This is a genomic window from Hymenobacter arcticus, from assembly GCF_054779975.1.
This window is the reverse complement of record NZ_BAAGXF010000001.1, coordinates 123,286-136,006: the sequence shown is the minus strand read 5'-3', so window position 1 is coordinate 136,006 and position 12,721 is coordinate 123,286. Positions and strand designations below refer to the sequence as shown.

General features: G+C 55.4%; 13 protein-coding genes. 3 read left to right on the top strand and 10 right to left on the bottom strand.

All coding sequences use genetic code 11. From position 1 onward, the window contains the following. Positions 1 to 38: 38 nt before the first annotated feature. From ACYVGC_RS00585 to ACYVGC_RS00550, 8 genes are all read right to left on the bottom strand, one after another. Positions 39 to 809: a LysM peptidoglycan-binding domain-containing protein gene (locus ACYVGC_RS00585; protein WP_460582405.1), complete on the bottom strand. Its 771-nt coding sequence runs from the start codon at positions 807 to 809 to the stop codon at positions 39 to 41. Positions 810 to 937: 128 nt separating this feature from the next. Further along, on the bottom strand, positions 938 to 1,237 hold the full coding sequence (locus ACYVGC_RS00580) for a YciI family protein (protein ID WP_460581830.1): 300 nt from the start codon (positions 1,235 to 1,237) through the stop codon (positions 938 to 940). Between the two features lie 64 nt (positions 1,238 to 1,301). Further along, a complete protein-coding gene (locus ACYVGC_RS00575) occupies positions 1,302 to 1,793 on the bottom strand; it encodes a YkvA family protein (protein WP_460581829.1) in 492 nt (163 codons plus the stop codon). A gap of 83 nt (positions 1,794 to 1,876) precedes the next feature. Next, the gene (locus tag ACYVGC_RS00570; RefSeq protein ID WP_460581828.1) at positions 1,877 to 3,067 is read right to left on the bottom strand and encodes a hypothetical protein; all 1,191 of its coding nucleotides are present in this window, start codon (positions 3,065 to 3,067) and stop codon (positions 1,877 to 1,879) included. A gap of 79 nt (positions 3,068 to 3,146) precedes the next feature. Then, a complete protein-coding gene (locus tag ACYVGC_RS00565) occupies positions 3,147 to 3,941 on the bottom strand; it encodes a type 1 glutamine amidotransferase (protein ID WP_460581827.1) in 795 nt (264 codons plus the stop codon). 117 nt (positions 3,942 to 4,058) lie between these two features. Further along, positions 4,059 to 5,162: a carboxylate-amine ligase gene (locus ACYVGC_RS00560; protein WP_460581826.1), complete on the bottom strand. Its 1,104-nt coding sequence runs from the start codon at positions 5,160 to 5,162 to the stop codon at positions 4,059 to 4,061. A 129-nt stretch (positions 5,163 to 5,291) separates the two neighbouring features. Beyond that, positions 5,292 to 6,461 carry an ATP-grasp domain-containing protein gene (locus ACYVGC_RS00555; RefSeq protein ID WP_460581825.1) on the bottom strand — a complete coding sequence of 390 codons (1,170 nt, stop codon included), beginning with the start codon at positions 6,459 to 6,461 and terminating at the stop codon, positions 5,292 to 5,294. 84 nt (positions 6,462 to 6,545) lie between these two features. Continuing rightward, entirely contained in the window at positions 6,546 to 7,250 is a 705-nt protein-coding gene (locus ACYVGC_RS00550) for an alpha/beta hydrolase-fold protein (protein ID WP_460582404.1), read from the bottom strand. A gap of 115 nt (positions 7,251 to 7,365) precedes the next feature. Here ACYVGC_RS00550 and ACYVGC_RS00545 point away from each other — a divergent pair, with 115 nt between their 5' ends. Continuing rightward, complete coding sequence (locus ACYVGC_RS00545) at positions 7,366 to 8,889, top strand: alpha/beta hydrolase-fold protein (RefSeq protein ID WP_460581824.1); 1,524 nt, start codon at positions 7,366 to 7,368, stop codon at positions 8,887 to 8,889. Positions 8,890 to 9,244: 355 nt separating this feature from the next. On the opposite strand, the gene ACYVGC_RS00540 is transcribed toward ACYVGC_RS00545, so the two are convergent. Together ACYVGC_RS00540 and ACYVGC_RS00535 are read right to left on the bottom strand one after the other, a co-directional pair. Next, positions 9,245 to 9,874, bottom strand: coding sequence for an RNA-binding domain-containing protein (locus ACYVGC_RS00540; protein ID WP_460581823.1), 630 nt, complete (start codon positions 9,872 to 9,874; stop codon positions 9,245 to 9,247). 155 nt (positions 9,875 to 10,029) lie between these two features. Continuing rightward, positions 10,030 to 10,458, bottom strand: coding sequence for a DUF3127 domain-containing protein (locus ACYVGC_RS00535; RefSeq protein WP_460581822.1), 429 nt, complete (start codon positions 10,456 to 10,458; stop codon positions 10,030 to 10,032). Between the two features lie 270 nt (positions 10,459 to 10,728). Here ACYVGC_RS00535 and ACYVGC_RS00530 point away from each other — a divergent pair, with 270 nt between their 5' ends. Then, on the top strand, positions 10,729 to 11,664 hold the full coding sequence (locus ACYVGC_RS00530) for an isoaspartyl peptidase/L-asparaginase family protein (protein ID WP_460581821.1): 936 nt from the start codon (positions 10,729 to 10,731) through the stop codon (positions 11,662 to 11,664). A gap of 120 nt (positions 11,665 to 11,784) precedes the next feature. Continuing rightward, positions 11,785 to 12,720, top strand: coding sequence for an alpha/beta hydrolase family protein (locus ACYVGC_RS00525; RefSeq protein ID WP_460581820.1), 936 nt, complete (start codon positions 11,785 to 11,787; stop codon positions 12,718 to 12,720). Position 12,721: the final 1 nt, after the last annotated feature.

The following is a 12,721-nucleotide window of genomic DNA, read 5'->3' as shown; positions in this document are numbered from 1 at the left end:
ATTGGGCTGCCCTTTTTTAATGATTATCCGATTGTTAATTAGAATTTATAGCCCTTGTAATCCTTGCTAAACTCAGCCAGCGGAATAGGCTGATTTACAACTGCGTTCAGAAAGGAGTATTTTTCATATAATCCCTTATCGTCAAAAGCCGTAACCGAGGCCGGCAGATAAGTTGCTGCGTCTACTACCACAATAACGCGCCGGCCATACGAATTGGGTACCTGCAATACCTGCCCCTCGGTCAATTTGCTATCCACGCTCAGGTTATTACGCTCTACGATGCGGTATTCGCCGCAGCTAAAGCGCGCCGAAACCGACGTAATTGTTTCGTTTTTGCCCACGCGGTAGGTGATGTAGCGAAATTGGGGATAGTCGGAGCGCAGAACGTAACATGGCTTACCATGCGCGGTGCTATCTCCCGCGTAGCGGAAAGAGCGGCTGAATACACTTTCGCCCCGGCCATCAGGGCCCCCTAGCAAATCAGCAATTGTTTCGAAGCCAGCTTGTAAAGCTGTGTGGTGCTGGCCCTTGCGCATAAGCGAGCCCTGCGGGTTGAGGCTAAGCGTAATGTAGGGAAATGCTGCCGGATATACCCACGCCTCGTTGTCATTCTGGCCGGTAGCGTATAATACCTCCACGCCTTTCTGGTTTTTTAGATAAACCCGGTAGGGATTAAACGTAATTTTCATTGTCGTATAATCCGGAGTTGCCTTGTTGCCGATACGCTCTATTGCTTCCGCATTGCAACGGATAGATTTAAGCGATTTAATTGCCGTAACCAGCCGCGTAGTAAGTAGCTGCGTTGTCATGGAACTGGCGGCTGGTGCAGGTAATATCCCACCGCAAGTTGCGGTGATGGCAGCAATAAGGAGAGAGATACGGAAAGCCACGCGTGCTTATTATTTAGGATATAAAGTACTAATTGTCAGATATTTGACTAATTAAGGCTAATCTGAGGAAACTGAGTAGCCGCACTATCAAAAATAAACAACCTATCAATGCTAGCTACTTGCAAGTAAGGATAAAGCGGAAATTGCGCTACTATGCCACGCACGGCTTCCTCATCTTCCGCATTAATAAATACCCAGCCCCGGCCACGGTCAGCACCAATTGCATATGACTCAATTACGTGTTCGGAAAGCAGATTATTAATGAACGTACGATGCTGGGGGATGAGATTTAAAAAGTCTTCGGAAAATGAGTCAGGAAGACGCAGAGAAACGGCAAATACGGACATAGTAACTACCTATAAAGCCTAACTATTAAATAGCCAGGTAATACTAAAATACACCGCAAGGATATTATGAATGACCCAATTCTGCTATAGCTGGCAGTGACTGGTCGCCGGTAGCTGGTGCGGAGGCAATTGATTGGGTCGATTGGCTTTCCCAATCGCGAAAGCGCTCAATTTCTACCTGAAACTTCCCGAGAAACCAGCTAACCAGGCTCAAGTCATCTAAGAATCCTAACACCGGAATAAAATCGGGTACTAAGTCGATAGGATTTAGCACGTAGAGTAGCACTGCCAATCCCGAAATAATTGTGCTGGTTTGAATCTGGCGGTAGTCTCCCGTTACGTAGCTGCGCACCAAGCGAACCAGCGTCAGGGCAACGTCAAAAAGCTGTTTAAACTTGTTATCCTTACTCTCTTTGTTAGCAAGTTTAGTGGCAGTTTCATTGAGGATAGTAATTATCTTAAATGGCTTGCCAAGTAGCTTGCTTGCCCGGTTGACGAATACGTTGAAAATAGCGTTTTTAGAAATTCTAAGGCCTTGCTCAGTAAGAGTTGACATAAGATTGGAATTTGGGGCGGACAATAGCTGCCTGATACGTAGCAGCGCTGCCGGAGTTGACTACGCTGCAAAAAGGCGATAACTTACCGCTCAAATAGGGGCGTAGTGCCACCTACCCAGTCCTTATTCTTATTAAAATCAACGCCAATCATTTCGCCCCGGCTTAGGCGGGCCAGCCCAGCTACCAATTTGGGCTGAGCGTCGGTATGGGGCCAAGTGTAAAGCAGGCGAAGCTCACACTTTACTAGGCCATCGGGCGATTGAACTACGGGCTCGTAAGTAACCTTGCGCTGTAATAAATAATTTTGTTTGTCGGGTAGCGCATCTAAATCAGCCGCCGTGATATGAAGTCGTACGCCAGCACCCGCAAACGAAAAAAGCGGCTTTAATACGTAGTTCTCCAAGTCGTTCGGATACTTAGTTAACTCATTAAGGTAATAGCTTGGGGGCGCAAAAGAGCTGGTAATAAGCGGTAAAGTATATTTGCTAATGCGAAAAAACCAGTTGGGGTGACCCACCCACGCCACATTAACATCGTCGGTTAAGTTGAAAGCGGGCCGTAGTTCGGGATAACGCGCCAACTCGTCAAAAATGATGCGATTGTAGATGCGCTTAATTAGGATTTCGCGCCCGTCTTTCTCGTAGAATAACTGCCGACCACGTTTCTTAATATCGGGCAACGAAACAGCCTCAATTCCCCAGTACTTTTTGGACAGGGCAAAATCAATACGGGTTTTTTGACGCTCAGGGAATAATTCCAGTAGAATTACATTCTCTGGGTTTTCATCCGCGAGTAGTAATCTTCTAAAGTTGGCGTGATAGGCTGCGGCATCCGCTACTTCAATAAAAGGTGAAACGATATCAGGGATGGGGTAGTGCGCCGCAAATACGCCGGGTAAATAGGCCTGAAAAGCATACAGCGACGGAAAGCCTTGCATTTCAATCAGTTGGGGTTCCAACTCGCCGTCAGCATTTCGGCATATGGCAAAATCGAACGTCAAAAACTCGGCGTGGTCATCTTCATTCGGCACGCGCTGGCTGGGCGGAATAGCGCCGTCGGTAAGCTCTTTAAAATCAGGCTTTTGCAACACGTCAATAATATCCTGGCCCGCCCGAATTAATTTATCCCGGAGTGTAGTCGGGACGAAAACGGGCGTTTCTGCTATCCTAAAGTCAAGCTGCCCAGGTAGTTGCTGGTCCATATCGGCTAGCATTTCCTGGTAGCGCTCAGGAGTGAAAGCCTCGTTAAATAATTGACGGGGAGCAGAAATCATCGCAGGGGGAATTAGAGGCAAAAAAGTAGCGCGAACCTGCCGGTTCGCGCCATTATCTTTTTAGGGCTGGGCTAAAAATTTACGTAAGCGCAGGCTCAAGCAAAGTAGCCAATGCTCGTTGTAAAAACGTGGGAATAATAATTCCTTCTGTCAATTCTATAGTATTGGGGTCGGCGAGCAAATGCACCATTTCGTGGTATTTGTCCTCACCGTACGTGGTGATTACCTGCTGCTTACGCTCGTCGGTGAGCATGTAACGTAGCATGCCTTCCCCGTCGGCCTCGGGGTGAAACTGCGTGCCTACTATTTCGGGTGAAAAACGCAAGGCCATTACCGCGCGGGCCAGCGGAATGTGTGGCCGCTCCTTCTCCAGGCAAAGTATTTCCACGCCTAATTCGGCTAGGCGCTCGGGATGCAAATCGGTGAGCTGATAATCACGCGAATCGACGGCGTAAAACGGTTCGGGCAATTGCGTAAAAACCGGGTCGGCGTGGCCTGCTTCGGTTAAGTGCACAGGCAGCACACCGAACGAAGTCGACTTGCGCTTGCTTACCTCACCGAGGCCCAAATGCCGGCTTATTAGCTGAAACGAGTGGCAGATAAGTAGCAGATGTTTTTTGCGTTCAGCCGTACTGTTATAGGCAAATAAACTGTCGATAAAGTCGAAATACAGCGGTTCCCAAGGCTCGTCCGATTGCAAGGGGCTGCCGGGGCCGCCACTCGAAATATAGATATCATAGCTGAAATCCGGGACCTCGTTATTCGCCCGTACATTAAATGTGTCAACTATAAACTCCACTTGCTGCGTGGCTTCTGTGCGGCGCAGCAACTGCCGAATACAACGCATTCCCTCGTTAGGGAAATTGTTGTACATATCCAGAATAGCAATTCTAAATTTACTCATAAAATAAAGCGTATAGTGGCTAATAATTAGCTAGCCGGAGGTTAGTTAAGTGGCAAAAATACGGCCAACCTGCCTAATACGAATTATCTATAGACCGTGGGTGGTTTCGGCCAGAATATAATCGACTACCTTGGTCAAGTCGCCAGTCTCGTGAAAAACAGCTAGTTGACGGTCGGCCCCGGTGCCCATTTCCAGCATTTTAAGGATGTACTCTACCTCGTGGCGGCTGCCGAGGTCATCGAGGACATCATCCACAAAATCAAGTAGTTCAAGAATGAGCTGGCGAGCCGGCTTCTCTTCCTGCGTACCAAAGTCGATGAGGGTGCCACTGATGCCGTAGCGGGCGGCGCGCCACTTGTTCTCCTTGATAAGGGCGCTGCGGTACACCCGGAAATTCAGGTTTTGCTCTTTAAGCTTGTATATTTTGGCTACGAGCGCCTGCATTACGGCCGCCACCGCGATGGTTTCGTCGGCGCGCATCATCATGTCGCAGATGCGGTATTCGATGGTATCGAAGAAGGGGTGGAGGCGAATATCCCACCATATTTTTTTGCCGTTGTCGATGCAGCCGGTTTTTATCAGCAACGCCAGAAACTCGTCGTAGTCGCTGGCGCTGTGAAAAAAGCCGGGGATACCCGTGCGCGGGAAACGCTCGAATACCTTGGTTCTAAAGGACTTGTAGCCAGTCTCGCGGCCTTCCCAAAAGGGTGAGTTGGTGCTGAGCGCAAACAAGTGCGGCAGGAAATACCGCAGCGCATTCATCATGTACACGCCCAAATCGCGGTTTTCGATGCCGACGTGGACGTGCATGCCAAAAACCAGGTTGGACCGGGCGGCTTCTTGCAATTCTTCCACAATTTTATCGTAGCGCGCGTCGGGCGTGATGGGCTGGTCCTGCCACCGCGAAAACGGGTGCGTACCAGCCGCCGCAATTTTCAAGCCCACGCGGTCGGCCAGCTCGATTACCTGGCGGCGCAGGTGTACCACTTCGGTACGCGCTTCCTGAATATTCTTGCAAATATTGGTGCCCACTTCCACTACTGATTCGTGCATTTCGGCCTTCACCTGCTCGTGCAGCGTGATTTTACCGTCTTCCACGATTTTTGACATGTGCGAGCGCAGGTCCCGCGTGATGGGGTCGATGGTTTGAAACTCTTCCTCGATGCCGAGGGTGAAAACAGGGCGAGACATAAGCAGTGAGCTAACTAGGAAGTGGATAGGCGAAAGCTAGAAGGGCCTGCTCACCAGGCAAATTGGCAAAAAAGGGCTGCCAACCAGGAGCGATGGCAGCCCTTTTCGCATGATTAAAACGAAGGCTAGCTATTTAGCAGCGGGCTTTTTAGGCTTGGCAGGCGCTTTAGCAGCGGGCGCAGGCTTGGCTTTAGGCTCGGCACCCGTGATGGGCTCGGGCTTGGGAGCACTTGGCTTCTTGGCAGGAGCCGACGCTTTTTTGGTAAGCTTGGGCGGGTTGGCACCCAGGTCGTTGGTTTCGTGCACGGCGGCACCTATTTCTACCGCGCCTTTGCCTTTGCCAATGGCTACGGCTTTCGCTGATTTCTGCACGAAAGTGCCCCAGGTGAGGTTGTCGGCACCGGGCTTTTGAGCTTGGGCGCGGGCAATGGCCAGGTTGGCGGCGTGCTCCACTACCCACTCAAAGTTTTCGGGACCTACCGAGTTGATGTCGGCGTCGGGGGCAGGGTTGCCGAAGTCGATGGCAATTGGAATACCGTCACGCACGGCAAACTCTACCGTATTGAAGTCGTAGCCAAGGCCTTGGCACAGGCGCAACACGTAATCTTCGATGGTAGCGAGCAGCTTTTTACCGTCTTCGCCCTGCGTTTTCATCTCGGTTTGGTAGCGCTGGTGCGGGGCGTTGCGCGGCTCGTAGGGCATAATGAGCACGTCTTTGCCGCCGAGGCAGTAGCAACGGAAGTAGTCGGTGAAGTCAACGGCCTCTTGATAAAGCATTACTAGTTGGCCGGTTTCGTCGTAGGCGCGGTAGGCTTCGTAGGGGTTATCCACTTTGTACACGCTTTTCCAGCCGCCGCCCGAGTGGGGCTTCATGAAGGCTGGAAAGCCGATTTTCTCAAATGCCTTCTCCCAATCGAACATACCAAGGTTACGAAACGAGTTTTCGCTGGTGTCGTCAGGGCGGGCCTTGCTGGGGAGCAGCAGCGTTTTGGGTACGGGCACGCCGAGCTGCACGGCAAGGGCGTTGTTGAAGAACTTCTCGTCGGCGCTCCACCAGAACGGGTTGTTAATCACGGCCGTACCCATCAGGGCGGCGTTTTTAAGGTAGGCGCGGTAGAAGGGCACGTCCTGCGAAATGCGGTCGATGATGACGGCATAGTCGGTAGCAACGGCCTGCTCTACTTCCTGAATATTAACGAACTCAGCCGTGATGCCATCAACGGCTTTCTGGTTAACGCGGTCCACAAAGGCCTGGGGAAAGGTGTTTTCCTGGCCGAACAAGATGCCAATTTTTTTCATGGGTAGGGGAAGAACGGAGTGTTCTAAGGAGTTGGAAAGGGTAGGAATCTGCGCAAGCGCTGAAGCGTTTACGAAAGTAACTGCCTAAAGGATAGAGGAGACGTAGGTGGGGAACATGTCGCGCCACACGGGCCAGTCGTGGGTGCCCGGCCGCACGTCGAGGCGGTGCGGGATGCCTTTGCGCGAGAGAATCTCCGACATCTGGTAGTTGGAGCCCTTGCAAAAGTCGTCTTCGGCGGTGCCCAGCACGATGTTCATCTGGTAGAAGTTATCATCCTGAGCATTAGGCATGTAATCGAGCGGATTATGGAAATACGCCTGCTCATCGTAGTGCCCTTCCAAGAACATGCGAATGTCGAAGGCGGCGCCCATCGAGAACATGTGGGCTACCTGGTTGGGGTGGCGAAAGGAATAGTTAAGTGCTTGATAACCACCGAGTGAGCAGCCAGCTACCCCGATTTTATCCACCTGGCACTCGTGCTGAATGCTGGGCACCAGCTCCTCACTAATCATGCGGTCGTAGAGACCATGGTTGTGCACGCGGGTACCGGGGTGCAGGTGCTTGGCGTACCAGCTCCATTTGTCGCCGCTGTCGATGCAGAACAGCTTGATAAGCTTGTTCTCCACAAACCAGCGCACCGACTCGGTGAGTTGAAAATCGCGGGCCTCGTAGTAGCGGCCGTTGGAGGTAGGAAAAATGAGGACGGGGTAGCCGTAGTCGCCCACGACCAGCATTTCCATGTCGGTGCCCAGGTGCTGGGAGTAGAAGCGGCGATATTCTTCGTGCAAGAGGCAGGGGCCGGCGGGGATGACGCGCACACCGGAACCGGCCGCAAACTAAGCAGGAAAACCGAACGGCCAACTTTTCTTTAAAATGGGGCGAGGCGTGTTTATTTGCAAGCCAATGGCAGTTTTTAGGTTTCAGTCGCCGCGCGGAGCTACCGTGGTAGTGCGGCGCGATGAGTCTTTGTTTTCGGTGGCGCTGGGCCGCGTGGTGCGCCTGGATGTGGTGCTGCCGCCCGCCTTTTCGGCGCGGGCCGCGCAGCCCTACCCGGTACTCTACCTCCAGGATGGGCAGGACTTGGGGCGCCTGCACCTGCCGGCTACGCTCAACCGTATGTTTCGGCGGGGCGAGGTGCGGCCGTTTGTGCTGGTGGCCATTCACGCGGCCGACCGCCTGCAGGAGTACGGCGTGGCCGCCCGGCCCGACTACCTGGGCCGGGGCAGCCGCGCCGGCCGCTACACCGACTTCATGCTCAAGGAGTTGCTTCCCTATGTGCAGGCGCACTACCACGCCAGCGCCAACCCCGCCGAGGCCGCCGTGGCGGGCATGTCGCTGGGTGGTCTCATGGCCTTCGACCTGGCCTGGCACCACCCCGAGGCGTTTTTGCGCGGGGGTGCGTTCAGCGGCTCCTTCTGGTGGCGGGGCCGGGGGCTGAACGACGGCTATACCGATGCCGACCGCCTGATGCACAGCCTGATAGCGGCCCGCCCGGCCCGGCCCGGCCAGCAGTTCTGGCTGCAAACCGGCACCGACGACGAAACCACTGACCGCAACCACAACGGCATCATCGACGCCATTGATGATACCCTGGATATGCTGGCGGCCCTGGCGGCGCAGGGCTTGCCCACCGCTGCCGCGCGCTACTTGGAGGTGCCCGGCGGCCATCACCACCCCGATACCTGGGGCACCATCATGCCCGATTTTTTGCGCTGGGCCTTCGGTATCAAGGAGTTGGTACCGGCCGAGGTGGCGGCCCGGGAGCCGCGCCCGGCGCGCTGGCGGCTGGGTGGCCGACCATTGGTGCGCCGCCCACTTGGCGCGGCTCATCTGAAATTTCAGTATCTGCGGCGGGCGGCTACCTTTGCCCCTATGTCCGTTGCCCCCACTGCCAGCCAGGAGCGCCCCGCGCCCGGCACGTATCTGCCTTATACGCAAGCCTATATCGACTTGGTGCCCGCCGATGCCGACCCCTTGGCGCAGCTGCGCCAGCAAGCCGCCGAGCTGCACCGCGAATTCTCGGGTCTCACTGAGGCGCAAGCGCTGATGCGCTACGCCCCCGGCAAGTGGACGCCCAAGGAAATGCTGGTACACATCACCGATAGTGAGCGCATCTTCACCTACCGCGCCCTGCGCTTTGCCCGCACCGATGCGCAGGAGCTACCCGGCTTCGAGCAGGATGACTACGTGGCCAATAGCGAAGCTAATGACCATACGATGAGCGATTTGCTAACCGAATACCACGCCGTGCGTGCTGCCACCATCGCCTTTTTTGCGGGGCTGAATGGCGGACAGCTCGACCGCGCCGGCCGCGCCAACGGCGGCCCCGTCACGGTGCGGTCGCTGCTGTTTATTACGGCGGGCCACGAGCAGCACCACTTGCGCATTTTGCGCGAGCGCTACTGGCCGGCTCTGCCTACTGCTTAACCAGTAAGCAACGCGCCTGCTACACAACATCAACCGGCCAGAATGCGTTAATTTGCAGCGCTGACCTAGTTTTTATTCCCTCCACCCCAACCATTTTCACTCATGGCCAAAGCCCAAGACGCCCGAAAAGAGAAAAAGAAAGAGCCCGCTAAAACAACAAAAGAAAAGAAAGCTGAGAAGGACGAGAAGAAAGTAGCCCGCGCTCGCAAACAAGACTAGTTCACTACGTAGCGGGAGTTTCACAGATTCTGTGAGCAACGCTATTGTTAGCCATGCTAAAGGCCGCCAATTAGGCGGCCTTTTTGTATTTGCGAGAGTCAAGAGAGCCAGCTTTAGGCCTTGATAAAAATCTCACCTACAAGGTATAATAAGGCTCTTTTTCTTTGTCGTGGTAGCGCAAGTAGCCATGCAGCACCAGCTTGATGAGGGTGCGGTAGGCGCGGCGGCGGCTCACGTTGATGAGCTTGGTGTACTGGGCCACCGTGATGCGGGGCTGCGTGTTTTTAAGGTAGTCGAGCACGCGCAGCTCGTCCTTATTCAGCGGTAGTTTCTCGAAAGCGGTTTCGGGCTGCTCGTGCGCTAAAACTTTTTCAGTGAGGCTGCTAGCTTGCACGCTTTCGTTGTGCACGCGCACGTAGCTGCGCCACTCGCCGGGGGCTATTTGGGCGCGGTGGGGTTTGGTAGGACTTTCGGATACACTGACTACCAGCACGATAAGCTCATCCTCAGTTTCCACTTCGCGGAAGTTCAGCGTGAGGGGCGGGTCAACGTAGTGCGCTGCGGCGTCGCGCAGCACAAACATCTCTTCCTCAGCATCGCGCACGCCCACGATTCGGCCATCGTCCTCCACGCCAACCAGCACCTGGCCGCCGTGCGTGTTGGCCAGCGAAGCCAGCGTGCGCGCAATGCGGGTGGGGTGGGTGGTTTTCTTTTTGAATTCGAGCCGTTCGCCCTCGCCCCGGCTGATAAGTGCGCGTAAGTCCATTTCTTTTAAGCTGTTAGCTCTCAGCTAGTAGCTGTTAGCTTTTTTGTGAGTACAAGGCACTGAACGCAGGTTGAAACGCAAATGTGCCGCTCCCCAAACAGGAAAGCGGCACATTGAACAAGTTAATAGCTAGCAGCTTTTAGCTGATAGCCAACTTAGAAAGGCAGGTCGTTGTCGTCGTCGCCGGCGATGGGCTGCGCCGCGGGGCGGGGCTGCGCCTGGAGGCTGGGGTTCTGATTCTGGGGAGCGGCCGGGCGGGCCTGGGGCTGGTAGGCCGAGCCACCGCCACCGGCGGGAGCGCCGGCCGTAGCCGCCTCAATGCGCCAGGCTTCAAGGTTGGTGAAGTACAGCATCTGGCCGTTCTTGTTGAAGCCACGGCCGCGCAGGTTGAAGGTCACCTTCACCTCGTCGCCCGTTTTGTAGGGGTCGATGAGGGCCGTCTTGTCTTGCACCAGCTGAAACTTAATTTGCTCAGGATATTGGCCATCCTGCACTTCGAGGACGAACTCGCGCTTGCGGAATTTTTCGCTTACCTGCTGTTCGTCAAAGATTTCGTGCAGGCGGCCGGTTACGTCGTATGCCATCGGAAAGGGGAAATTTGAAATGGAGAAAACTAAAGGCCAAACCTACGAAAAAAAACCGAAGAAAGCCGGGTTTTTGGCAGAATAGCTTGGTAGCTACCCCGCAGTTTACAGGTACTTACCGCAGGTTTGGCTAAAAAAAATAGCGCACAGTTTGTAGGCTAACTACTTGGCAGGCAATAAATTATTGCTGATACGTACTGTTTTAACCAGTAGAAGCCGTAGAAAGTGCCGTTCTTGCGCAAGAAACTTAGTTAATTGCTCAATCATAATATGTTTGCTCTTGCCCTGCACGGGGGCGCTGGCACCATTGCCCGCACCTCGCTTACGCCCACGCTAGAAGCCAATTACCGGGCCGCGCTGCGCGCCGCGCTGGCGACGGGCACGGCCCTGCTAGCCCAGGGCGCGCCCGCCCTCGACGCCGTAGAGGCCACCGTGCGCAGCCTCGAAGACTGCCCGCTCTTCAATGCCGGGCGCGGGGCCGTGTTTACCCACGACGGCCACCACGAGATGGATGCCGCTCTCATGGACGGGGCCACCCGCCGGGCTGGGGCCGTGGCCGGCGTGCGCCAGGTACAAAACCCCATTCGGGCCGCGCGCCTTGTGATGGAGGCTACCGAGCACGTGCTGCTGGCCTACCCCGGGGCCGACGACCTGGCCCGCGAGCACGGCCTGCCCATGCAGCCTGCCGAGTATTTTTTCACGCAGCAGCGCTTCGACCAGCTGCAGGAGGCCATTGCGGCCGGCCGCATGCAGCTCGACCACGTGGCCAGCCCGGCCCCGGCCGCCGACCCCAACTGGAAAAAAGGCACCGTGGGGGCCGTGGCCCGCGACCAGCGCGGCCACTTGGCCGCCGCCACCAGCACCGGCGGCATGACCAACAAGCGCTACTCGCGCATTGGCGACACGCCGCTTATTGGGGCGGGCACCTGGGCCGATGCGCGCTGCGCCATTAGCTGTACCGGGCACGGCGAGTTTTTTATTCGGGCCGTGGTGGGCTACGACGTGGCCTGCCTCATGGAGTACAAAGGATTGTCGTTGGCCGAGGCCTGCCGCGTGGTGGTGCACGATAAGCTAGCCCCGGTGGGCGGCGAGGGTGGCCTCATTGCCGTGGACGCGGCCGGCAACCTGGCGCTGCCCTTCAACTCGGAAGGTATGTACCGCGCCAGCCGCAACGCGGCCGGGGAGGAGCAGGTGGAAATCTATTAGCTGAAAGCGTAGCTTAGTATAAAAAGAATCATTGATTACTTGATTGTTGCTAAGGTAACTTGGTGGTGAAGTCGGCCAGGCAGTAGCTTTGGCCGCCACTAGCAGGCACTCGCATAGCCTATGAAACTGCTGCCAATTGCGCTGTTATTGTTGCTTACTGCTACCGGCTGCGAGCCGCAGCCAGCAAAAACGGAAACGAAGCTTTCGCTGGCCGATGCCCGCCGCGGCTTCAAAACGCAGCTTACAGCGCAGGCCACTGAGCAAGAGCCGGTTGAAGAACCGCAAACTAAAGATTTTCAATTGGTTAGCTACGAGTCGTCCGTTGGGAAGTTGGCGGCCTACCTCACGCCAGACCCGCACGATGGCAAGAAGCATCCGGCTATTATCTGGCTAGCGGGCGGCGACTGCAACTCTATTGGCGACGTGTGGACGCCCGCGCCCGCCGATAACGACCAGACGGCCAGTGCCTACCGCCGGGCGGGCATCGTAATGCTGTTTCCTTCTCTGCGCGGCGGCAATGATAACCCTGGCCGTAAAGAAGGGTTTTTGGGCGAGGTGGATGATGTGCTGGCCGCCACTAAGTTTTTGCAGGCCCAAGACTACGTTGATGCCAAGCGCATTTACCTGGGGGGCCACAGCACCGGCGGCACGCTGGCGCTGCTGGTGGCCGAAAGCACCAACCAGTACCGCGCCACCTTCGCATTTGGGGCGGTAGAAAGTGCCGCCGACTACGGCACCGATTCGGGGTTCTTGCCTTTCAACGTAGCCAACCAGCGCGAAGTCGAGCTGCGCACGCCGGGGCTATGGCTGAATTCGATTCAAACCCCGGTCTGGGTATTTGAGGGCACGGAGGAGGGCAACATTGAATCGTTGCGGGCAATGGCCAAAACGTCGACCAATCCCAAGGTTCGGTTTATCCCCGTGCGGGGCGCGAGCCATTTCAGCATTCTGAGCCCAACCAACCGGTTGATTGCCCAGAAAATCTTACTGGATGAGGGGCCAACGTCTAATCTGGATTTATCGGAACAAGCTGTAAATAAAAATTTTAATGATTAAG